Here is a 22,860-nt window from a genome sequence, read left to right as displayed (position 1 = left end):
ACCCCGGCGTCATTTCTCACGAATTCAGCTAGCTAAACGACGACTTTAAATGCCCGGGCGGCGCTCCGCTTTCAGCATGGAAATGCATGCCCCAGCAGAGCGCATTGAATCAGGTTAACAGGCCCTAGTTACTCGGAAAATGTGGTAGAACATAGGTTGCCAATTCGCTGATCACTTCAAGCGCCGGGCGTTTCGAAAGCTTTAGGTTAAACGCCATATGATTGACACCCATTCCCTGAATTCGGTCTAAATAGTCGATCAGCGTGTTGCGGCCAACACGCATACCAGAGTGAATATGGGTGACGGGAAAGTCGGGGTCTTCGGCTAAATCCAAGAACAAACCCTGCGCAAAAGGCTTTGGTCTTCCGTCCTTGGAATGTATTTGTGACGCCTCCTGCCAGGTTTTTAGAAGAGGCGCGAGATAGCGTGCTTCGATGAAATAATAGAGCCAGGCATCGGAGTGTTCGCTTATCCACGTAATATTCTGCCGACTGCTACCGGTAACGATAACCGGTACCGGCTCGCGGTAAGCCTTGGGCAGCATATTTGTTGTTCCGTCCAGCTCTCCAAAGCGCGGGGAACTGTGTTGTGGAAAATCGGATTGTGCAGCCTTGCGGAAATAGTGAAACGCCTCTGTAAAACGTTCTCCGCGATCTACGTAGTCGCTGGACACGCCAAACGCTGGATATTCTATTTCGCGGTCGCCGGACGATATTCCCAACACAAACCGGCCATTCGATAACTGATCAACCGAGTTTGCCTGCTTCGCCAAATGCAGAGGGTGGCGCAGTGTGAGAACCGCGCTGCCTGTGGCGAGCGTTATTTTTCTGGTGAGTGCAGCCGCATAAGAAAGATACGCAAAAGGGTCGTAGAGCTGCCCGCCATCGCCAAATTTGGGATCCAGCAAAGGTACATCCCTAGCCCACAGCCCCGCAAAACCTGCCTCATCAGTAAGTTTGAGGAGTCCGGCTTGATCATTCAGCGTCGGCACTGCGGAATGCGGATAGGCATTCAGGGGAAGTATGAAGCCGAGTGTTAATTGCTTGTGAGAAAACAGGCGGTTAAATCCTGCGTGGTATCGGTAATCGTGCATATGTCTGTCTGTTAAATGCGAAGTTGGCGCTGGCTGGCGGTGAGAAACAATGACCTGTTGCCAACAGGCCCTAGTCGATGGTGACTACAACTTTTCCAAACTGAGCGTTGGACTCCAGGAATCTGGTTGCATCCACGATTTGCTCAAACGGAAAAACTCTGGCGATTTTTGCTTTGAAATGGCCCGCCGCTATGCCGTCGGTAATGAATTTTATGGCTTGTGATAACTTCTGATCGTTGGCGGTGACTTCAATAAATTCGTATCCCCGAATGGTTATATGCTTAGCGAGGACGTGCATAACAGGGATAGGCGTTGCATCGTGGCTCAGCGCACCATAGATAAAAACGATTCCGTCTTTGCTGGTTGCTTTTACAAGGCTTTCAAAATCAGCGCCGGTAACCGGGTCAAAAACGACGCGTGCACCCTTGCCGTCAGTAAGCGCGAGGATTTCTTTCTCGAGATCATGAACACCTATTTGCAGAACATGCTGGGCGCCGGCCTGAATTAATTCATGCGCTTTTTCTTCGGTGCGGGTCAGTGCGATGGGCGTCGCGCCCAGGCTACGGGCAATGTCTATGGCTGCTAAACCAACGCTGCTCGAGGCTGCGCCCAGCACCACAACATCCCCTTCCCCAAGGTCGGCGATGTCGACAAGCGCGCCCCAGGCGGTTGTATAAGCCATCCAGGTTGCAGCGGCGCTCTCCCAGCTTAAACCCTCCGGGTTCTTGACCACCGCGCGGGCGGGTGCGAGCACAAGGTCGCCGTATAAACCATATTGATCAAACATAAACGCAGGTACGACGCTCACTGAATCACCAACCTTCAGGCCTTGCACCTGCGCACCTACTGCGTCAACTACGCCTGCTGCCTCATAGCCCATAGTCGCCGGAAATTGCGGTTCAATAACATAGCGGCCGGAACGGTACATACTTTCTGCGCGGTTTAACCCGAGTGCCCGGGCGCGGATTCGCACCTCGCCCGCGCCGGGCTCAGGTGTTTGGACGTGTTCAATTTTCAGAACGTCGGGTCCACCGGTTTCATGAAAGCGTACGTGACGGGCCATGGGGGTATCCTCTCAATTTGGGGCGCCATAGACTTGGCGCACTTTTTCGCTAGAGAGGCATACTAATGTGGGCAAAACTGTTTATTAAGATAACAAAGTGATACATTATTGTTATCTTTAAGAGTAACAATAACCTATGGACTTTATCAGACAACTCCAAATTTTTGTCACGGTTGCTGAAATGGGTAGCTTTACGCGTGCCGCTGAATCGCTCCATATGGCTCGGCCTGGTGTGACCAAGGCCATCAGTGAATTGGAGAAAAATGTGGGTGTTCGGCTACTTCAGCGAACCACAAGACGCACTAATTTGACTGGTGAAGGGGAAGCGCTTTACACGAAGGCGACACAATTGTTGCGCGACGTGGATGTGACCCAAAACCTGTTTGGTGGCAGCAAAGAGAGACCAAGCGGCCGCTTGAGAATTGATATCCCGGTTGCGCTGGCAAAATCCATGGTTATTCCGGCGCTTCCCGGGTTCCGCAGTTTGTACCCGGATATCAGCGTGATTCTGGGAGTTAATGATCAGCCCATCGATCTCATTGCCAAATCGGTAGACTGTGTATTACGGCTTGGGCAACTGACTGCGAGTAGCATGATTGGGCGGCAGATTGCGACGATTAAAATGGTAGTGTGCGCCTCGCCTGAATATCTCGCACGCAAGGGGCCACCGAGATCAATCGAAGCGCTTAACGAGCATCTAACAATTAATTATTTTGCCGGGCAAAAACATACCCCGTTAGCCTGGTTCTTTAAACGCAACCAAAAAATTGAAGAAATACTGTTGCCCAGTTCGTTAATGGCAAACGATGCTGAAGCAGTGGTAGCCTGCGCGCTTAACCATATGGGGCTGATTCAAGTCCCGGGAATTCTGGTGGCGGAGGAATTACATCAAGGAGCGCTGGTACAGGTGTTGGAGGAATTTAGCGGCATCGAACTTCCCCTTTCTATCATGTACCCGAATCGACAATATCTGGCGCCACAGGTTCGCACCTTTATTAACTGGGTAATAGACATTACCGACGCGCAAAAGGGTCCGTGGATTCGTTGACGCGGCTTCGAGCGTTGCAAAAATCAGCTTGTCTATTTTTCAGTACTGTATGGAATGGGCAGGAGCGTTTAGATGTGGGCCAGTGTCGCGGACTTCACGTAGGGCAAAAACACTAAATTTAGCGCGATGTGAACAGCAGCTTTGATGAGCATCTGGCGACACACAAAAGCTCTGCTGCGGGCGCTGAGCTTTTATTTAAGCACAAAATTACCGTCGCTGTTGTTGTGCCCACAGTCGAGCAAGTTTTTTCTTAATGCTTAATGGCTAACCCAGGCAGGCTTTTCTAAATGTACCTGGGTATTTTCAGCCCTAGAGCGATTCCAGTATTTCTGCTTTTTTAGCCGCGTACTCTGCTTCGGTTATCAGCGATTTTTCCCGCAGCTCTTTTAGCAGGCGTAACCTTTCAGCAATGCTTCTGTTTGCTGCGGGTGCAGGTTTGTCGATGGCAGGCATCGAAGCGGCTTGAACTATCTCGTTGGGACAATCGAAGTACCGGGCCGTATAGCTGCGCTCGGTAATGGCTTTCCAACTGCCATCGAAGTTGGGTCGGCGACGTTCGGTTTCAGTCGCCTTATCGATAACAACCGTATTTGCCTGTTGTTCCGCCGCCGCGTTTTTATGCCATTGGGTACATTTGGCTAGCGACTTACTCTCTTTGGATTTTTTGCTTTCACAGGTGTTTTCGGCAACAAGCCGACAGTGTTGGGTATCGAGTTGATCGACGATCAGCACCTCTGCCGAACTCGGCAGGCTGAGACCCAGGGCAATCATAGCCCCGCAAATGGATTGGTATTTCATGGAACCTCGATGTGTGTAATTCGCCGACGCCATCCACCCCATATCGACAAAACCCGGTATCTGGCGGGGCTCGAAGCTTAGCAGGTTGCTGGCAAGTGATCCAGAATGGGCTCAGCATGCTCCCTGATTGGACTGTGCTCCGGCAACGCCCACCGTCAAGGGGGAACCGTGGCGCGGGCAAATTTTACCTATTTGTTGTGCAGATCCCGGTGAACACCACGGCGGCGATCAAGCCCTCAGGGCGGTGTGCTGGAGGCATTTCGCGCCATTTATAAACCTGTTTCAGCCATTCATCTTGCACTTATTTTTTAATTCTATTGCAAGTGTATATTTAAATTGGTCGCTATTTCTTATTTCGCTTTTCGCTAGTGAATTGTCGAAGCTGTTCCGAAAGATTTTCAATCACTCTCGAGTGATATTACAAAAATATTCTTCTTTATACTTTTGAACCTGCGCGAACCAGGAGGCTTTCGAGTGCCTGTTGTGCGCAGCTGTAATCGAATCTGAGGCAGTAATTTCCTGAATGCCCGATTCGGTTTTTTGGATTGAGGTAACAATGGATTCGCATTTTTATACGCGCGTGTACGAGAGAAAAAATTCCTCTGCCGCAGGCTTTACGTTAATTGAGCTTATGATCGCGGTTGCGATTACCGCAATTCTTGCGGCAATTGCTATTCCCTCCTACAACAATTTTATTTTACGCAGCAAAATGCGCTCAGCGCAGGCGGATTTGGTCGCGCTCACCGTGAATGTGGAGAACGACTACCAGCGTCTACTCAGTTACCCCGTACTCGATGCCGATGACGATCTTGCGACCCGCTATACCGGCTGGAACGCATCTTCGGACGATTTTACCTATCACGCAGAATCCACTGCAGCGACTTATGAACTTGTCGCCACCGGCCACAACAGCTTCGACGGTTGCATCCTCAAGATTACCAATGAAAACCTGCGCACTGCGGAGGGTTGTCCGCAGGGCAACGGCGGCTGGCTGTGAACCAGCGAGGGCTCAGTTTAATCGAGTTGATGGTGGTGATTGCAATCTTCAGTGTGCTCACCATGGCCGGCCTGTCTTTCAGTACCAACTGGTCCACGATCAACCGGTTAAATGCTGCCGAAAACGATCTTTACCATAGTTTTAGCCTGGCGAAATCGCAGGCGTTGCGCAACGCCTTTGCGGTGTCTGGCGGACAGGCAGCAACAGCGCTGTGCTTTGGCAATGACACCATGACGGTTCATGCGGCGCAGCCATCTGGGCCGGCCAGTTGCGACAGCACGCCGGTGTGGTCGGCAGACTTGAGCCCTTTGGTAACGGTAGAAGCTAATGGTGTCGCGGTGGGCTGTTTGTGTATGTCGAATCATGGCCGCATCACGCAGGTGGGTGCTGGTTGTGTCAGCTGCGGTGGCAGCGGGTCACTCTTACTGCGTTCGGGAGGGGAAACAAAAAATGTGGAGCTTTTGTAGCAGGCGGCTGATGCGCCAAAAGGGCGATGTGCTTGCGGAGTCCCTGATTGGCGTTCTGTTATTTGCAGTGGCAGGCGTGGGTATTTCTCATGTTGCGGCCAAAATGTCAGTCGCCCAGCGAGACAACAAAGTACATCAGCAAGTCGTCAACGAATTGCGCAGCAAGGTGCAAAACCGGGCGGACAGTACAAGCCTGTGTAGCGCTGGCGGGTTTGCGACCGATAACTTCGGCGCTGAGGTGGAAGTGGCGGGTTGCGATTTAACAACCGCCAGCGTCGGCGGCCTGGCGATCTCCGACGTGAGTCGACCGGTGGTGTTGTCGGCCCGACTTAACGGGGTCGATTACCGGGTCGGGGGTGTTGTTCAACAATGAGCACGGGCAACAGAGGTCGCAGTCGACAAGCAGGCGCAACGCTCATTAGTCAGATGGTGGGCATGCTGATTTCGATGCTTGCACTGCTGGCATGTGTTGCACTCCATAAAAATTTAATGCAGGTCAGTGTGCAGGCCAAAAGCGATGCCCTGCTGGATCGCCAGATCGCCAGTGCATTGCTGCAAATGCAGTACGAATTACACAACGCAGGGCTGGGTTTACCGACGGCGTCTGCCAGCGATGTCGTCGTCGCCGAGAGCGGTTCCGTAAGCAGTTTGTACTGGCGATATGTTGATGGAGGTGTGTACCGCTGCCGAGGGTTTCGCGAAGATTCCTACATCGAAGCCGACACCAATATTACCGGGCGGCGGCTGGTCGAACTGGTTGCCCCCAATAACTGTGATGCCCTGGTGGACCTGACGGGGCTGGCCTGGCAAGCGCAGACAATCCTCGGTGAGTTTCGCAACCAGCAGGCCGCGTTGCTGCGGTTTTCCGTAGCCCAGGCCAGTTGTACGCCCTACGGTTTGGGGGTCGCAACGGACCATTTTCAGGTGCGTGTGCGCGCCGCCTCCAGCGCAGAGCTGGCTGGTGGCGCGGTGACGCCAACGGAGTACAGCTATTGTCTTACCAACACCCACTTAAGCACCTAGCCAACGCCAACAACATTGGCGTGAGCCGCCAGCAAGGCATTGCGACCATTCTGGTGATCCTTATGATCAGCCTGGCGATGACCGTAGCGGCCATGGGGGTTATGTACACTGTGCGCAGCAATCAACAGCTACAAGTGGCAGCCCACGCAAATACCAATGCGCAGGCGGATGCCTGGGCCGGTGTGGAGGTGTTTCGTAAATACCTCTACCAGCTTGCCGACACCCAACCGGAGGCGCTGGCCGATCTTAGCGGTGAACTGCCGATTGCAATTAACGGTTTAACCAGCGACGCCTTATCGCTTAACGCCGATGTTGTGAATGTGGCCGTGCCAGCGGGACAGAGCGCGGCGGACACCTTCGATATCACGGTTAATATCACCGCTCAGGATGCAACGGCAAAGGCGTCGTCGGTTATCCAAGTGGGCTACCGCATCGCGCCCTACCTGTGCGCCGGTGGACCGGTTGAAATCTCAACCATGCTCGATTTTTATCGGGATCTGGATTTAGGGGGCGGCATCACGGTTGAACGGGACGATCATACATCAGCGGAATTCTTCGTTGATGGCTCGGTTTCGCTCAACAGTATTTCCGTGAGCGGTATCGATCAATTGGCCGCGACCGAAGACATCACCCTGGGCAGCGCTGTCTATATTCCAGAAGTGCGCAGTAACGGTAGTTTGCGGCTCACTGGCGGCGCGAGCGTCGGCAAAGCCTATGTTATGGGAACTATTCGCACTGAGGGGAATGGCCGGGTGATCTCGGAGGCCTATGCCAATGGCAATATCAATTTGGGTGGCGGGCCTTCAGGGCGGATGTATTCTCTTGGCGATATCGCGAACACGGCCTGGGCGAACGTGGAAAGCTTTCAGGCGGCTGGCGACGTCACTATTTCTGGCGGCAGTCACGGTGACATAGGTGCGCGCGGCGATGTCAATATTACTTCCTGGATCAATGTGGGCAATGTGACTGCTCAGCAGGATATCAATTGCCCGAATGGCTGGACGGGCTTTCAGCAGTTGCGCGCTGCAGGTGCGCTGAATGGCTGCGGTGGTGGCGATGCACAAGGCGGTGTACCGGTTGTGGTGCCGGTTATGGACGAGATTCAAGCGTTTAGCATGACGCCGGTAATGGTGGATGCCTGGGCGCTGAAAAGCAGTGCAAACTATGTATTCGAATTTGTCGACGGCGAAATGCAGGTGACGGTTTCGAACGTGCACGGCGTGCCTAACGGCGCTTATCACATAGGTGCAAACAGCTCAGGGGTAAAAGGTTTTTTGTGCGATCAGGTCAGCGCTAACGGCACTTGCACCTCCCCCGCTCAGCCTACCCATAAAATATGTAACGGCCACAGCGATCAGAACCGCTGCTTTTCTTACAACCAGGGTCAGCAGCGCTGGGATGTGGATGGCAAGAATATGGCACCCGGTGTTGCCTGGTTTGAAGGCGATTTAAACCTGGGCAACGGGGAGTACTACAACACCTTTATTGCGACTGGCGATATTTCCACCTCTGGTGGCCACAAAACTTACTCTATTAACTTTGCCGGTTACGATGTAATTTGCGACAACCGGTTTATCCACAACTCTACGAATTACTTCGCGGGCTTGTACCCCACAAATTTTTGTGACGTGTCGGCGGGCGAGCTGATCTCTAACGCGATCGGCAATATCGGTATGCTGGCTGGCGGATACTCCCCTGCCGACCAGACGACCTATCAAGGCGGCAACATCACGCTTGGCGCATCCACGGAAATCTTTGGCACAGTCATGGCCGGAAACTATTTGTTTACCGGTGGCGACACCGAAGTGCATGGCTATATCAATGCCAACGGGCTGGGTGCCGAGGGCGATGGTGGCAATGCCAATCGACTGGGGGGCAGTACGACGGTGGACCTTACTAATTTGCCACCATCGTTCAACCCGATTGAGATCCCCAATATGGGGGGTGGCGGTGGTGCATGTAATACCTCAGAAAACGATGTGTCCCGGGTGTATTGGAGCCGCTACCTGTAAACGCCACGGTACATATTGCGCGAATAACTCGATCGAATAGTTGTACTGCAAAGATGCCGTAGCGCTGTTGCGTAGCGGCATCCAGATTTGATGTTTTTGCCGGCCTTCAGGTTCCCTGCCTTAAAATTCCCTGCCATTAAAAATGGCGCTTTCACCTTGGCGCTTAAATTGTCGTGTTAATTTGCGCATATCCCCCTTCGTGCTTAGAAAAAACCGTTCCTTGTAAATATCTCACATTTTCTTCCAGACTTAGTTTGCTGTACCTGTGCGACGGGATGCGTAGGCTAGCGTCAACTGTAACGGCTAAAAACCGGCGCTAGATTTTGCCGCTTTAATGCATAGAGTTATTCAGCATTAACGGATTTGTCACTGCAATATACGTTTTGCGTCTGTATCACCATTGGTAATCGTGCCTGCCACGCGGCGCGATGGATAAGGGAATAAACCCAAGCGTAACCCTCCTCTACTGAGAGTTGATTTGTTATGAATAATTACGCGGCTTTGCGCACGGACGCACACCTCCACCCTCGGACGCAGGCTTTGCTGGATATTCAGTACCTGCCGGAACTGGGTGTGGGCATAAACTTCCAAAAAAGCCTTTCGTCGTTGTTAGCGAAGGGCAGCTCGTTAATCGATTTTGTTGAATTTAATCCGACAGATCTCTGCACCTGGCAAGAGCGCCACGACTGCTGGCGGCTGGAACCTAGCGATCCGATGGTCGAGCAGTTTTTTCGCTCCACTGCAGGCTTGCCTAAGGTTGTCCATGGCGAGACCCTCTCACTGGGTTCTGTCTCTGGGTGGAACAAAGCATATTTGCGCGCGATGGATTCGGTAGCGGACCGGGAAGAAATCGCCTGGCACAGCGAACATCTTGGGTTTCTTAACGTAACGACCACAGATGGTGAACACTACCATGCGGGCAGCATACTGCCGCTGCCGTTTTGCGAGGAGTCGCTGAACTTGCTGGTGCCGCGCATCAAAGCGCTTATCAACCGTTACCAGCGCCCGTTTTTACTGGAAAACACCGCGTTCTATTTGCCGGGCATTGATGGCTTCGGGATGGACGAAGTGGACTTTTTCAACGCCCTGGCGGAGAGAGTCGGCGAGGGCTTTGGCATTTTATTGGATCTCTACAATTTCCACTGCAATGCAGTGAATTTCAACACCAACCCCTGGGAAAAACTGGCAAAGTTGGATAAAACCCGGGTGGTCGAAGTGCATCTGGCTGGCGGTTGTAATCTGCAGGGAATGGAAATCAATAACCGCTCCAACCACACCCCGGAACCTGTATGGGAGTTGTTAGAGGCATTGCTGCCAGACGCAACGAATTTGAAAGCTTTGGTGTTCGAATGCCCCGAGGTCGGGCTCGGGCAGTTTTCTGAGACGGATGTGCTGCGCAACCTCGAGCGCGCCAACAGCCATTGGCGCCACCGGGTTACACGAACACAGCGGGAGGTGGTATGAGCTTACAGGCATGGCAAGAAGCACTAGTAAAAATGGTGCCCAGTGGCGACCGCTTACAGCAACCGGGCAATGTCAGTGAACGCAACTTAAGTCAGACGGAATTGCGCACTTTACAAGATATGCAAGGCAGTCTCGGTTTGGATGTAACGCGCGAAGTGCAGCGCTGGTGGCGGCGGGCGAAATTACGACAGGCACTACCGTACAGTTGCCAGTTAATTGAACGCCTCGCAGTGCCCTGGTTAATTGACGATTATTTACAATTACCCTGCACCACAGATTTCCATGTGCAGGAAGCACACGCGTTTTTGTCGTTTATCCAAGATCGTGCAGAAGTGCTGCCGGTGCTTAAGGATTTGGTGCGATTCGAATCTGCCCTGAACGAAGAAAAATTGCGCGCCGCCAACATGTCGGATTACTCCGCTTCCGTGAGCGAGCCCGAGCCCAATCAGACACTAACGCTGGACTACAGCCCCAATTGTTGTATCGCATCGATTCTTAACCGGGCACCCCTGCCAGACCCTGCGGTCGCTGGCGTAAAAGTCACCTTCAACGCCCATTGGCGCACTCTTTATCGAGAGTCTGTTTTGTAGTGGTGCTCTCAGTGCTCAAGCTTTTCTCGAGCATTAAAATGCTGGAACAACGTTTGGCTTGTTAATCGTGCCTTTACCCTTCAGGCTGTTTTCGACAGCCTGCCAAATCAACGTTACAGGCAATGGAGCCGCATTTGCGTGCGCTGAATTTGCCTTCGCTTTTTGGCTATGTGTTGTTTTAGTATGTAAAATGTTTCGCAAAAAAAGCGGTTAAGTGTCGACAAATGTATGCGGCGGCGGCTTTTTTACGGTGAATTTTACTTTTCCTTTCTTACCATGATCTAATCGATGCCCGTGGTACAAATGCCGCTGGACTTATTGCTTCGCTGCATGAACATCCGGTCTCAGTTGGCGCCTGAAAAAAGCTCCCGGTAAACGGCCCGCAGGTCACTTGGGGTCATACCTGTCCAGCGCTTAAATGCCCGGCGGAAATTACTGGAATCGTGAAAGTTCAGGCGTGCCCCTACCTCTTCCACCGATGCGCCGCTCAACAACAAATCAATCATTGCGCGCTCAGCGCGCAGGTTGTCACTAATTTGCTGAAAGCTGACTTTTTCGCTCTGCAGTCGTCGCTTTAATGTGGCGGCACTGATCCCCATTTGTTGCGCACACTCAGATAAGCTCAGCGTGGTTGCCGTTGACCAAAGTCGGTCCTGCACACTTGTGAGTGTGCTGCGATCGATAGGACAGAGTGATTCGCATTGTTGCAGCGCCACTTGCGCGCGCAAGGTCGGCGCTCGCCTGCACGGGGGCGTAGATTTGCGCAACCGCAGCGCGTTGATCGGCATTCCAAAATGACATCGCCCGGCAACATGTACCTGAAACTGATGTCGATCCGCCGGGCTGGGTTCGCGCAGATAGGCGTCCAGGCGAACTCCCTTTTCGCTGCGCTTCAGCTCACGGCTGATGAGCGCTATTGCACAGCGCAATGCTAGCGGTGATGGGGTTAGGGTGTAGGTGCCGCCGAACAGGAGGAACCAGTCATCTGGCTCCACTTGATGAATACGCAGCGCGGTGCTGGGGCTAACCAGGTTGGCAAAGCGGCTGATCAGTGTCAGTTGGGCCGCTGCGCACGCGGTTTCTCTGAGAGCCTCGGCCAGCGGGCCAATTCCGTAGCCGCTTAGTTGGTGAGCCAGCTGGAAGCAGAAATCGTCGCCGCGCCACAGGCGGTGGCCGTTAGCCAGCAAGCGGTCGTAGTGTTGCGGGCTGAGCTGGTGTCCGGTAAATGGCCGATCACCGGGAAACAGCGCCGTACCCTGGAGCGCTGGTAATGCATTAATGCCCCGCGCAGCCAGTAAGTCCAGCAACACCACCGGTTGCAGCCACGCGGGGATGGGCTTACTGGTCGCCACTGTACTTTTGCGCCTGTAGCAACTGGTTTGCGCGCAGCAAAACTGCATCGGCGGTCTCGCCGTCTCCGGGGGTGACAGATGCAACACGCACCCCGCAAGGCACTTCGCGGCCTGCGGCATCAAACAAAGCCAGGGTCATGGCATTGTTCAGCAGATCGCGCAGGGTTTGGCTCAAGCATAACGCCAGCTCCCGCTGGCGAGTCAGAGCAATAAAGCGGTCGCCCGCGTAGCGGCAGACCAGCGAATCGCGCGGTACGCTGGCCACCAGGGTGGCGGCCACCCGGTTTAATACGGCATCGCCAACCGCAAAGTCGAACTGCCGATTAATGTGATCGAAGTTTTCAATATCCACCAGCCACAGGGCAAGGGGTTCATCTGCTTCAATTGCCGCAGCGAGTGTTTGGCGGCAATAGTCTGCGTTGTAGAGGTCGGTGATTGGATCAATGGCTTGGTGATTGCGGAAGTTGGCCTCGCGGCGCTGTTGCTGGCGGCGCAATATACGCTGTTCCTGGTGCAGCAACAGGGCGGCAATGGTCAGCACCATGATGGCCACGGGTGTCACTATGGACTCCATACTCTGGCCCCAACCGGTGTGGCTGAAGCGGATGAATTCATCCAGCAGGTCGAGGAAAAACCCGTAGCTTAAGAGCGCGAACCCGGCGCTTAGCCATTGGGTGACCGGGCCGGCCGGGCGCCAGGCAATTACAAAGTACAGCCAGGCAAGCCCGGCGATACAAGTCGCACCCTCCCCGCCTACATCCACCCAATTGATCTCCGCCCCGGTTTTGGTGAAGCCTTGCTGGACGGCGGCGACAACAGTAGTAACAAATACCACCGCAATAACGCCGTAAATACCGCTGCGCTTGCGGGGCGCAGTAAGGCTCGGCCGGCCGCTGGAAAAACTGAGTAGGTCTGAAAAGCTCATGAAACTGTCCTGCGATGAAGTCAGTGCTAGCCCAACTTACTAGCAGCGGCATTTACGAAATTCGCGTCGTGTGACGAGTGCTATTGTCGTGCGAGATCACGACAGAATTGTTACCGGTCACAGATGCGGTTGGAAGGTCATATCGGCTCAGCGGGTGGCCAGGATGGGCGTCTCGAGTTGCAATTCGGGCGCAGCTTCACAGGACTGTCACAGATGTGTCATTCAGCCCACCTAGGGTGCTCGCAAAGTCCATGGCGCAAGGCTGTGGGTCGCATATCTGGGGAATACATTCGTGAAGAAATACAACCATTGGGTGAATGCTGTGGTGCCCGTGTCGCTAATTGCGATGGCTAGCTGCAGCGCAAATGTGCGTGCGCAAGATACGTCAGCGGACGAAGAATCCGTGTTGGTGCTGGCACAGCGCACAGTCGTTCGAAATCATGTGCAGGATACAGCGCCGAAACTGGTGTATGACGCCTCCTATTTTGAGCGCTACGAGCCTTTGTCGGTGGGCGACATGCTCAAGCGAGTGCCGGGGGTGACCTTCAACAGCGACGTAGGTGAATACGATTTGCCGCGCCTGCGCGGGCTGGATTCGCGCTACACCCAGGTGCTGATTAACGGCCGTACCCTGCCCGGCTCGGCTAACGACGGGGCTATTGCGGTGGACCGGATACCCGCCGAAATGATCAGTCGGATCGAAATTATTCGCAGTCCCAGCAGTGATATCGCCAGCAACGGCGTTGGTGGCACGCTCAATATTGTGCTCAAAGACGGCGCCCGTTATCAGGGTGGCATTTGGCGGCTCGGTGCTTTGCATATGGAGCAAACCCGCGCTAACGGTTTCCTTGGTTACGCGGGGAGTAATGGCAAGCTCGACTACGGGTTTTCGCTGAATGTGCAGGAACGCTATAACCCAAAAGCGAAAACCTCCAGCGAACTGGATGGCGATGAACGTGAAGATGTACGTGAAGCAGACGTGCGCGACAGTCGAGACTTGGCGCTGGACGGCGACTTGGCGTGGAATTTCAACAGCGGCAACCGGGCGTCCGTTAAGCTCTATGTGATGGATACGGACCGCGAAGAAGAGGAATTGGCGCAGGTTGACGCCTTTGTGCGAGACGGTAATGACGCGGCCTTTACCTTGGATGAGTCGGTGAACGAGCACCAACTGGAGGACATCAGTCAGCGCAACTACGCGTTGAACGCGGATTACACGGTGGCGGGTGGTGCGCTGGAGTCGGTGTGGTATGGCGGCTGGCAGGCTTTCCGCGAAGACAAAACCGAGATCAACAGCGCTGCGGATGTCGGCAGTGTACTCGCCTTGGACGACAGGGAAGTACTGCATTTGGACGACACCCGGCTGCATGGAGGCGTCAAGTGGGTGTACGAACGCCCGGGTTTCGAGGCGCGCTTTGGCGGCGAGTACCAGCAGAGCGAGCGGGATTTTCGCCTCGCCACCTACAACGATGAGGGTGAGCTGGATCAGGAAAACGACGAGTACAGCGATTTTGAAGCCCAAATTGCGCAGACGGCGTTGTTTGCTGTTGGTCAGTGGCAATTGGCAGAGAAGTGGGAGATTGAAGCGGGCTTGCGCGGCGAACACCGGGCGCGGGATCTTCTGGGGCGTGATTTTATCGGCGGCACCCGTCGCCAAAGCACGGACGACACCCAGTGGAATCCGGCGTTGCACCTGCGCTGGAATGCCAGCGCTGCCGATCAGTTCCGCCTGAGTCTTGCGCGCACGCTGCTGCGCCCCCAGTTCGACCAGCTGAATCCGGTGGAGCTGACCATCGACGATGAGAAATTTCGTGGCAATCCGGAGCTAAAGCCGGAATCTTCCTGGGGTATCGATGCGGGTTACGATCATTTTATCGGCGACAGTGCGGTGCTCGGGCTGAATGGATTTTACCGGCGGGTGAACGACCTGATTGAATACACGCAGGTGGAGCTGGAACAGGGCGGCGAAACTTTTGACCGACGTATGCCTGTTAACAATCGCAACACAGGAACCGTATACGGGGCTGAACTGGATTTGAGTGTGCCTGCGACCTGGCTTGGATTGGCCGAGATGCAGTGGTATGTCAATGTCACTCTGTTGAATTCCCGCGTGGAAGACCCCTACTTCGCGGGTTACCACCGGCGGTTCAGCGGGCAAGCAAACTATGTGTATAACCTGGGTTTCGACCACGCACTAAACATCTGGAACATCAGCTACGGCGCGAGCTATCAGCAACAGGGCGACAGTGAAGAGTACGAAGGTGAAGAGCTGAATCGCATTCACTACGACGGTAACCTGGAGTTATTTGTCGAGAAGCACTTCGCCGGTGGTAAATATCTGGTGCGCCTGGCGGGGCAGAACCTGCTGGATGCGCAAAAGCGCGAGTGGAAGCGTGAGTATGACGACACAGCGGCCCTGCGTGCAGGCGCTACCGCCACCTCCGAAGTGGAGTTGGAATCCACCGAGCCTGCTCTACTGTTGACGTTGCGAGGTCGTTTGTGAAAAACCGTTTGATGTTTTTCTGGCGATATCTCTTCGCCGTTATATTGTTACTCGCGGCAGGGGGGTGTCAGTATGTTGCTACGAACGATACAGGGCGCGATCATCCATCACGGGTTGAAGCGGAGGGATCGCGATTACTGTTGACTGGCACGTCTGAAGTGCAGCTTTACCCAGTTGTTCAGGCGGATCAGCGCGCGGGCTTGTCGACAACTAAAGTGGCGGATATCGAAAGTATTGCGGTATCTGCGCCCTGGGTAGTGTGGAGTGAAGACGACGAAGCTGAACTTCGCCTTGGTCAGCTGCAGGGCGACCACTTTTCTGACGTCGCTACCTTGCCGCCCTTGTCCCACGATCTTGACGTGTTGTGTATGGCCCCGGTGGTAGACGGTACTTACGACCTGTTTGTGAGTGACGGCGATGGGTTTTTCTACCACTATTGGCTCGATCCACACCAACGCACCACCCGGTTGGTGCGCACTTTCGCTGTTAATCCTGACATCGGGCCCTGCACTCTGAGTGCAAACTCGCTGGTTTTCAACGACCCTTATCTCGGTGTGCTGGCGGTGGAGCGCAATCCGGAGACAGTTGCAGTGTTGCACCCGGCAAAGTCGTATGAGGCTGCGCTGCTGGAGCTACTAACACCGGTCTCGCAACCGGTGCAGACGCTGGCCGCCCCGGGACAGCCATGGCCCAGCGTACATGCAGCGCGAGAAACCCAGCCGGTGGCGGATACTGGCGATGCCGCGGACGATCCCGCCATATTGCCCGGTGCAAACACCACCTGGATAGCAGGAACCAATAAACAGCGCGGGCTCGCAATTTATGATCTCGATGGGCAGCAGTTGTACTTTGCTGAGCGCGGGCGCTTGAACAATGTGGATGCGCTTGCGTTACCCGGCGGAGAGTATCTATTGGCGGCCAGCAACCGCTCGGATCATTCGATAGATTTTTTCCGCGCGGCGCCGGATCGCAACCATTTCGCCTTTGTCGCCAGCTTGCCGATAACACTCGACGATCCCTACGGTCTTTGCATGGCTCGCCTGCACAATGGCTTGCGAGTGTGGGTGAGCGATAGCGACCACCAGGTGCAAGAGTGGCGCATTAGCAGCGACTACCAAGGTCACATCATGCGGGACTGGCAATTTGACGGGCAAGTGGAGGGCTGTGTTGCTGATACGGCGAAGCAGCAGCTGTACCTGGGTGAAGAAGATCGGGGTATATGGCGTATTGACTTGGCCGATGGGTCGCAAACTCTGATGGCAGCGATTTCCGCGACGGGCCTGCAGGCGGACGTGGAGGGTTTGGCAATCTACCACAACGGCGGCGATAGCCTGCTGGTCGCGTCCAGTCAGGGGGACGATAGTTATCTTGTCTATCGTTTAAGCCCCTGGCAGCAACTGGCTAAGTTTCAGATCACCGCAGACCTGGCGAGCGGGGTCGACGGCGCCTCTGAAACCGACGGTCTCGCCGTTAGCAGCGTGGCAACCACTTCATTTCCGGCAGGGCTGCTGGTTGTGCAAGATGGTCGCAATCGTGCACCGGCACAGGCACAGAACTTTAAACTGGTGGACTGGCGTGAGGTGACTGCGCTGTTAACGCAAACGGGAGCGGACTAGCGGAATTTGGCGAAAATCCAGCACTGAGCGCCTGTCGCGCGAATTTTGATTTAGAATGCGTGCTGGCTGCTCATTTTCGGAGGAGGTAGGTGTCGACAATAGTGGCGATGTACTGAGGCCCAGAGGCCTCTGTGTCGGAATTATGTTGGAGGACCTTCCCCATGCATTACCAACTGGCGCAGGTAAATATCGCAAAGTTTCGCCTGCCGCAGGACCACCCGGTTAACAAAGATTTTGTTGATAATCTCGACCGCGTTAACGCCATCGCTGAGCAGGCGCCTGGCTTCGTTTGGCGGTTTGTCGGCGGTGGCAACAACGCACTGGATGTTCAGATATCTGACGATCCGCTGATTGCGGTCAACATGTCCGTATGGAGTGACATCCGTACACTGGTTGATTTCGTTTACCGCAACGACGACCACAAATTGTTTATGCGCCGGCGCAAGGAATGGTTCGACAAGATCGATTTCCATATGGTGCTCTGGTGGATCGAAGCTGATCGCAGGCCGACCCTGGAAGAAGCCAGAATTCGCCTCGAACTGCTCCGCCAGCAAGGCCCGACCTACGCGGCTTTCACATTCAAGCGCCCTTTCGCAGCGCCCAGTGGTGACCTTGTGGACCCCTTCGCTGAAAAGTGCGCGTGAGGAGGCTGGGCAAATGCAACGCTATCCTCGCCGTGTTTTCGCTCTCCTCGCCTGTCTGCTGAGTGTGCTTGGCTCCAATTTGGCCACGTCTGCACCAGAGTCCACACCAGCTCCAGCGGCTTTACCGCCCGAAGTGGCTGCTGCCGAGCAGTGGCTAGCGCTGGCAGACGCAGGGGACTACCGTGAAACTTGGGATCAGGCGGCGCCCTATTTTAAGGATCAGCTGACCAAGTCTCAGTGGGAGGGCGCACTCGGTAATTTGCGTGGCCCGCTGGGGAAACTGGTGAGCCGCAAATTGCGCAAGAATGAACCCTATCACCACCTCCCGGGCGCGCCTGATGGCGAGTTTCGGGTGCTGATCTACGTCAGTCAGTTCGAACGCCAGCCGAAAGCCACCGAAATGCTCATTTTGATGTTCACCAAGGAGCAGTGGCATCTCGCGGGATATTTTCTCCGTTAACCATGTGCAGCGCGATGTTTATGGATGGGCGTGCACTGGCATAGGAATGTCGGTGCGCGCTGGCCTTCTGTGCTAGCGTTAGTGATAGGCACTCGTAAGTGCATGTGGTGTGATCAGGTTGCAGGCGTCCAGTCTGCAAATTGCTGACCGCGCTGGTTTGCTAACCAAAGGCCCTGGTATCCGCGCCATGAGTCTCAAGTGTATTTTCTGTAAAAAACCTGTTTTCGGCGGTAATGGGATGACAGTGCCGAAACAGGGTCCTGCGCACCTGGTCTGTTTTCAAGCAGATCAAGCCCTCCGACGGACTTTCCAACACCTGGATATTTCAGCATTGAACGATGAAGAATTGCGTGAGCTTAAAGAGTTGGTACTGGCTGAAGAAAATTTTCGTTCCCGTGACGAAGAGAGCAGGAGCAGTGATATCGAGTTATTTTAAGCTCGGATAACACGTTAACTAAGTGGGTGATTTGCGGGGTTATGGGCAATTGGACTTTAAGCCCCATCGACAAATCTGAACATTTTGTGCGTTGACACCACTGCAGGTGTAAGAAAAAATGCAGAGGCATTATTCATTGCCTCTCACCCGAGTCACCGTGTCTACTGGGATGGAAGTATCACCTATGCTCCGACGGTTTACCTTGCTTTCGCTGCTTCTCGCGCTTACTGCCTGTGGCGGTACGGAAGCTGTCTTCGCCCCACAAACAGGTTTTGTAAGTATTTTTCGATTACAAAATAACGCGAACTACACCGTCGAAGTGCAATATCGCCCGTATAGTGCCCTGAGCTCAGAGATGATTGTGCAACAAATTGCGGCAGGCGATGAACGCGAGTTTTTCCGCGCGCTAAAAGTCAGTGCTGACATCGAGCAGGCGTCCACGCCAGAATCAACCTTTCAACGCCTGGTATTTATCGCGCTGGATGGCAATGCGTCCTATCCGGCGATTGATAAACTCAAAGACAGTGTCTGGGCGCGGGAAGAGGATGATCCGGTGGTGAACTACACTTTGAGTTTAACCGATACCGATTTTGTATTTGCAACCGCCGCAACCCCGTTTGACGAGGCCCCAGACGAACTGCTGCTGAGTGTGCGCTAGCTTGTCAGCGCTGCCGCGGGCGTTTAGTATGTGCGGCCCGCGCTGGCTCTGCGCCTGCGGACACTCACAGTTGATGTATCCCCACGATGAAATTACGAACTCCCACGCCCAATGACACAGCGTCCATTCAGGGGCTCATATCCGGTGTCCTGCGCGAATATGGCTTGCGCCCAGACCCGGATAACATCGACCGCGATCTCGCCGATATTGAAGCTGCGTATTTTGCGCAGGGCGGCTTTTTTTGCGTAGTGGAAGATACTGCTGGTCACCTCGTTGCGACTCTGGGCATTGGTCGAATAGACCAGAACACCTGTGAGTTACGCAAAATGTATGTTGCGCAAACAGCGCGAGGTAAGGGCCTTGGCGATAGCCTGATTCGCTTTGCGATTAGCAAAGCACTTGCCATGGGTTTTTCGCGGATGACACTGGAAACCGCCACCCCGCTTGTTGAGGCCGTTGGTCTTTACCGCAAGCATGGCTTTCAGGTCTACCATCCGCCGGAGCTTTGCTGGCGTTGTGATCTGGCCTATGAGCTGGATCTGACCCAATATATCGCGCGTGAAGCCCTGGCCCATAGTCCTGTACTGGAGATGACCTGATGCCTGCTGTAACTCTGCAGTATCTTGAAATGCTGTCGCCGGACGATTTGCGTGGCAAGCCGCAACCAATGGGCTTGACCATTATGGAAGCACAGGTGAAGGACTATCGCTTTAACCGGTTTTTGTACCAGCTGGTGGGTGAGCCCTGGCAGTGGACGGATAAACTGGTTCACACCGATGAGCAGTGGCAGAGCTACGCCGAGGCGAAAAACTTACGCACTTTCGTGGCCTATCACCGCGGGTCTATTGCCGGGTATTACGAACTTCGTCAGCACCCGGAAAATAATGTAGAGATAGCGTACTTTGGCCTCTCCCCCAAATTTATTGGGAAAGGCTTTGGCGGCTATTTGCTAACTCATGCGATTGAAAATGCGTGGTGCTGGGGGCCAACAAAACGGGTATGGGTGTATACCTGTTCACTCGATCATCCCAACGCAATCCACAATTATCAGGCGCGGGGTTTGCAAATTTACAAAACCGAAGAGCGGGTGTAATCGAGTTTTAGAGAAAGCCGAATTTATCTAATTCATAAAACTGGATAGCATCCATATATTCGCCAGTAATGTAACCTTTATCGAGTAACACGTTCCGGATTGATTCGTGAACGAGAATAGTAGTGAGGTTTTCGGCGAGGCGAAAAATTAGTAAATCCTGGATTTCGTCTTTGCGCAATACCAATTTATCGAAAGGTACATCAATTAACGGAATGCCGTCGCTGAGCACGTATTCCGATTTCTCCATATCGGCGGCGGCAACCGCGCCGATAATATTCACCGCCTTGTAGTTTTTATATACCTTGCCGCTATCTGGGTCGAGAATTTCCGCTGAATAGACATCGAAATTATCGACGCCGCAAGCATAGAGAATCTCCAGTAAATCATCGCGAAATAATGGGCAAGAGAACCCTTCCAGAAATGGCGGAAGATACTCAGCGACATCTGGGTTGCCATCTTCTTTCGGTTCCAATTGAAAATACAGAGGATTTGGGAGTTCGACAGGAAATGGGGTTCCTCGAAACCATTTTATTCCGAGTTTCTTGTAGCCTCTGCTGACATAATTGTCGAGATCCAACCAGCGCCGTGGCTTGGATGAGCAGCCTAGAACATAAAACATAGTGCGTCCTGTTTTAAGAGTTAAGTTCTTCGCGAATGTATTTCAGGGAAAACGCCGATGTATAAATATTTTCGTTCCACAACTTTGAGGGGTTTTCGAGTTTAGATTTTGCTCGGCGGGAAATGGTGTTCAAACGCATAACTAACATCGGCAGCTGGGGCTTGCTATCGCTTTTGGGTGCGCTGGCCTCCGTGCACCATACGTCCTGAGTTGTTTCGTATTTTTCCGCGATTAAATCCAAGGCTTTTAGCAGGGTATCGCTGTAACTTTTATGGGCGTCGTGAAACTGGGTCTGCGTTTTCTCAATGGCGCGCTTTGCGTATTCATAGGGTTCGAGCTTGGTATCGGACCTAAAGGTTTTACCTTCTTTACCCCACTTCGGCATGCCGCCTTTGCCGCGCAATGCGTAATTTCCTGCCAGCCATACGCCGTTTTCGTAGTTATTTACGTTGTAGCCAATATTGCCTTTGGCCATTCCGTCGGTATGTAAAAATTCCATTATGTCCGAGTTTTTCAGCGAGGCGTTGCCGGGAATCAGGTGGTGCGCAGCCGTACTGACTTTAAGTGGCACACTACAATTTTGTGGTGGTGTACTGAACTCGCTCAAGTCGATTTCGGCGAATATCTGCTCATAACCTGCAGCGATGAGGGCCCCGCCTAATTTGCCTGAACTGTTTTTGTTTGCGAGCCCTTCTTCGTCTACGCCCGACACCTCGTGGCTATCTTCGTCGAAATCGTCCACTAAGGTGTTTTCTTCGGTGGTTGGTTCCGGCGTGGCGTTACAAAACGCACAGGTGTTTTCGTCGTGATCCTCGTGGGACAGTTTCGAGAGTGAAATGGCTTCGCCGATCTGCGTCATGCCTGGGTCCTTTTCTGTCTGCGAATACGGTTGAACTAACGCGCGGCAAGTACAGCACCGCGTGGGGTGTGGTCTGAGGAGCTGTAAATTAAAACGGCTCCCTGAATCTGATTTTCGAGCAACCCCTGGCAGGCCATTGCGATGCCCAGCGCACCTGTCGCCGCGCCGCAGTCACCATAGCAGTCGGCTGGGTGTAGATGGGCGTAGCCCTCGCTGAACTGCGCGCTGTTGCGCATCGCCGCAACACCCAGCTCACGCGCCCAGTAAAGCTCGCCATTAAGGCTGCTTATCAGGGTGCTCACCTGGCTGCCATTGAGGCAGTCCAGAGCCTGCTTCCAGGCCTGATCGAGACCGGCGCCCAAGCAGGGTTGGTCGCTGTTGATATGCGCCTGCTCCAGCGCTCGGCCAGGCGCGCCAAGTGCGATTGCGGATTTGCTTAATGGCTGACGGGAAACCCGAAAAAATACGGCAGCTTCACCAGGGATAAACGCATTGGTCGCACTGCGGCTGGCGACACGGTTATCTGCCGCCAGTACGGCGAGGCTGCGGTTGTCAAAAAAGGTGTCGCTAGCACCGATATATACGTGGTTGTACTGACCCTGCTTCAGCATCTGATCCGCTTCTGCCAGGGCCTGAAATACACCGGCTCTGCCATACGGAAGTATTTTGTTTTGCGTCGGGTGAAGGCTAACGCCGGCCTGCTCCGCCAGGTACCGGGGTGCCTGCTGGGCAAAGTTGTTGCGCGTTTGCGCTGCTTCTGGCGCGACTACCCAGATGAGCGGCGCATCGAGCGCGCCACTGTCGACGGCTAACGCCTGCACACTGGGTGTACTGAGCCGCAATATTCTCCGTTGCCGACTGGTGAGCCCTTCCAACAGCAGCGCGTCTGACAATGGCGGCAGCGCTGCTTCGGGTATTCTGGCGGCTTTAATTCGCTCGTAGCCGGGCACGAGAAACAGGTCGTCGGCAAAACCGCTTATTGACGCGCGCACCGCGCTGTAGGTGGTCGCCGCTGAATCGCCAAGGGGGCACAGCAAGCGAATGTTATCGAGGTAAAGCGATTTAACAATGGTCATTGTGGTGCGCACATCTCCGGTGGCATTGATTGCGCTCTCTCGCAGTGGCGAGCTGCGCGTGAGT

General features: G+C 54.0%; 24 protein-coding genes. 16 read left to right on the top strand and 8 right to left on the bottom strand.

Annotated elements, in window-relative coordinates:
* Positions 1–124: 124 nt before the first annotated feature.
* Both TERTU_RS20540 and TERTU_RS20535 read right to left on the bottom strand, forming a co-directional pair.
* On the bottom strand, positions 125–1,093 hold the full coding sequence (locus TERTU_RS20540) for an LLM class oxidoreductase (RefSeq protein ID WP_015820675.1): 969 nt from the start codon (positions 1,091–1,093) through the stop codon (positions 125–127).
* Between the two features lie 70 nt (positions 1,094–1,163).
* A complete protein-coding gene (locus TERTU_RS20535) occupies positions 1,164–2,156 on the bottom strand; it encodes a zinc-dependent alcohol dehydrogenase family protein (RefSeq protein WP_015820209.1) in 993 nt (330 codons plus the stop codon).
* Between the two features lie 136 nt (positions 2,157–2,292).
* Here TERTU_RS20535 and TERTU_RS20530 point away from each other — a divergent pair, with 136 nt between their 5' ends.
* Positions 2,293–3,204, top strand: a complete 912-nt coding sequence (locus TERTU_RS20530; RefSeq protein WP_015818964.1) for a LysR family transcriptional regulator — start codon at positions 2,293–2,295, stop codon at positions 3,202–3,204.
* Between the two features lie 309 nt (positions 3,205–3,513).
* Here the strand turns inward: TERTU_RS20530 and TERTU_RS20525 are convergent, their stop codons facing one another.
* Positions 3,514–4,002, bottom strand: a complete 489-nt coding sequence (locus TERTU_RS20525; protein ID WP_041590371.1) for an SHOCT domain-containing protein — start codon at positions 4,000–4,002, stop codon at positions 3,514–3,516.
* Between the two features lie 556 nt (positions 4,003–4,558).
* Here TERTU_RS20525 and TERTU_RS20520 point away from each other — a divergent pair.
* The 7 genes from TERTU_RS20520 (at position 4,559) to TERTU_RS20490 (ending at position 10,555) form a co-directional block, all read left to right on the top strand.
* The gene (locus tag TERTU_RS20520; RefSeq protein WP_015817080.1) at positions 4,559–4,999 is read left to right on the top strand and encodes a type IV pilin protein; all 441 of its coding nucleotides are present in this window, start codon (positions 4,559–4,561) and stop codon (positions 4,997–4,999) included.
* The gene (locus TERTU_RS20515) at positions 4,996–5,466 is read left to right on the top strand and encodes a prepilin-type N-terminal cleavage/methylation domain-containing protein (protein WP_015818955.1); all 471 of its coding nucleotides are present in this window, start codon (positions 4,996–4,998) and stop codon (positions 5,464–5,466) included. The genes TERTU_RS20520 and TERTU_RS20515 overlap by 4 nt, the downstream gene beginning before the upstream one ends.
* 10 nt (positions 5,467–5,476) lie before the next feature.
* A complete protein-coding gene (locus TERTU_RS20510; protein WP_015819384.1) occupies positions 5,477–5,839 on the top strand; it encodes a hypothetical protein in 363 nt (120 codons plus the stop codon).
* A complete protein-coding gene (locus TERTU_RS20505) occupies positions 5,836–6,489 on the top strand; it encodes a PilW family protein (protein ID WP_049772829.1) in 654 nt (217 codons plus the stop codon). The genes TERTU_RS20510 and TERTU_RS20505 overlap by 4 nt, the downstream gene beginning before the upstream one ends.
* Positions 6,459–8,501, top strand: coding sequence for a hypothetical protein (locus TERTU_RS20500; protein ID WP_015819268.1), 2,043 nt, complete (start codon positions 6,459–6,461; stop codon positions 8,499–8,501). Before TERTU_RS20505 ends, TERTU_RS20500 begins: the two co-directional genes overlap by 31 nt.
* Before the next feature lie 483 nt (positions 8,502–8,984).
* Positions 8,985–9,965: an MbnB/TglH/ChrH family RiPP precursor modification enzyme gene (locus tag TERTU_RS20495; RefSeq protein WP_015817306.1), complete on the top strand. Its 981-nt coding sequence runs from the start codon at positions 8,985–8,987 to the stop codon at positions 9,963–9,965.
* Positions 9,962–10,555: a hypothetical protein gene (locus tag TERTU_RS20490; RefSeq protein WP_015816859.1), complete on the top strand. Its 594-nt coding sequence runs from the start codon at positions 9,962–9,964 to the stop codon at positions 10,553–10,555. The genes TERTU_RS20495 and TERTU_RS20490 overlap by 4 nt, the downstream gene beginning before the upstream one ends.
* Before the next feature lie 344 nt (positions 10,556–10,899).
* Here the strand turns inward: TERTU_RS20490 and TERTU_RS20485 are convergent, their stop codons facing one another.
* Positions 10,900–11,907, bottom strand: coding sequence for a helix-turn-helix transcriptional regulator (locus TERTU_RS20485; protein ID WP_015817713.1), 1,008 nt, complete (start codon positions 11,905–11,907; stop codon positions 10,900–10,902).
* Positions 11,894–12,832, bottom strand: a complete 939-nt coding sequence (locus TERTU_RS20480; protein ID WP_012779323.1) for a GGDEF domain-containing protein — start codon at positions 12,830–12,832, stop codon at positions 11,894–11,896. The genes TERTU_RS20485 and TERTU_RS20480 overlap by 14 nt, the downstream gene beginning before the upstream one ends.
* Before the next feature lie 292 nt (positions 12,833–13,124).
* On the opposite strand from TERTU_RS20480, the gene TERTU_RS20475 reads away from it, so the two are divergent.
* From TERTU_RS20475 to TERTU_RS20440, 8 genes are all read left to right on the top strand, one after another.
* Entirely contained in the window at positions 13,125–15,335 is a 2,211-nt protein-coding gene (locus TERTU_RS20475; protein WP_015820735.1) for a TonB-dependent receptor plug domain-containing protein, read from the top strand.
* Positions 15,332–16,951, top strand: coding sequence for a phytase (locus tag TERTU_RS20470; protein WP_041590370.1), 1,620 nt, complete (start codon positions 15,332–15,334; stop codon positions 16,949–16,951). The genes TERTU_RS20475 and TERTU_RS20470 overlap by 4 nt, the downstream gene beginning before the upstream one ends.
* Positions 16,952–17,112: 161 nt before the next feature.
* Positions 17,113–17,595, top strand: a complete 483-nt coding sequence (locus TERTU_RS20465) for a DUF3291 domain-containing protein (protein WP_015819718.1) — start codon at positions 17,113–17,115, stop codon at positions 17,593–17,595.
* Between the two features lie 13 nt (positions 17,596–17,608).
* Positions 17,609–18,055: a DUF4019 domain-containing protein gene (locus tag TERTU_RS20460; protein ID WP_015819135.1), complete on the top strand. Its 447-nt coding sequence runs from the start codon at positions 17,609–17,611 to the stop codon at positions 18,053–18,055.
* Positions 18,056–18,173: 118 nt separating this feature from the next.
* Positions 18,174–18,491, top strand: a complete 318-nt coding sequence (locus TERTU_RS20455) for a DUF2175 family protein (protein WP_015816953.1) — start codon at positions 18,174–18,176, stop codon at positions 18,489–18,491.
* Between the two features lie 118 nt (positions 18,492–18,609).
* Complete coding sequence (locus TERTU_RS20450) at positions 18,610–19,149, top strand: hypothetical protein (RefSeq protein ID WP_228378213.1); 540 nt, start codon at positions 18,610–18,612, stop codon at positions 19,147–19,149.
* A gap of 86 nt (positions 19,150–19,235) precedes the next feature.
* Positions 19,236–19,748, top strand: coding sequence for a GNAT family N-acetyltransferase (locus TERTU_RS20445; protein WP_015820883.1), 513 nt, complete (start codon positions 19,236–19,238; stop codon positions 19,746–19,748).
* On the top strand, positions 19,748–20,242 hold the full coding sequence (locus TERTU_RS20440) for a GNAT family N-acetyltransferase (RefSeq protein ID WP_015819277.1): 495 nt from the start codon (positions 19,748–19,750) through the stop codon (positions 20,240–20,242). Before TERTU_RS20445 ends, TERTU_RS20440 begins: the two co-directional genes overlap by 1 nt.
* Positions 20,243–20,249: 7 nt before the next feature.
* Here the strand turns inward: TERTU_RS20440 and TERTU_RS20435 are convergent, their stop codons facing one another.
* Genes TERTU_RS20435 through TERTU_RS20425 form a run of 3 tightly spaced genes read right to left on the bottom strand, consistent with a single transcriptional unit; the run spans position 20,250 to position 22,796 of the window.
* Complete coding sequence (locus tag TERTU_RS20435) at positions 20,250–20,861, bottom strand: imm11 family protein (RefSeq protein ID WP_015816865.1); 612 nt, start codon at positions 20,859–20,861, stop codon at positions 20,250–20,252.
* Positions 20,862–20,874: 13 nt separating this feature from the next.
* Positions 20,875–21,720, bottom strand: a complete 846-nt coding sequence (locus TERTU_RS20430) for an AHH domain-containing protein (RefSeq protein ID WP_015817308.1) — start codon at positions 21,718–21,720, stop codon at positions 20,875–20,877.
* Positions 21,721–21,755: 35 nt separating this feature from the next.
* A complete protein-coding gene (locus TERTU_RS20425) occupies positions 21,756–22,796 on the bottom strand; it encodes a hypothetical protein (RefSeq protein WP_041590369.1) in 1,041 nt (346 codons plus the stop codon).
* Between the last annotated feature and the right edge of the window lie 64 nt (positions 22,797–22,860).

It is taken from the genome of Teredinibacter turnerae T7901, from assembly GCF_000023025.1.
Taxonomy (GTDB): Bacteria; Pseudomonadota; Gammaproteobacteria; order Pseudomonadales; family Cellvibrionaceae; genus Teredinibacter; species Teredinibacter turnerae_B.
This window is presented reverse-complemented; position numbering and strand designations above follow the sequence as displayed.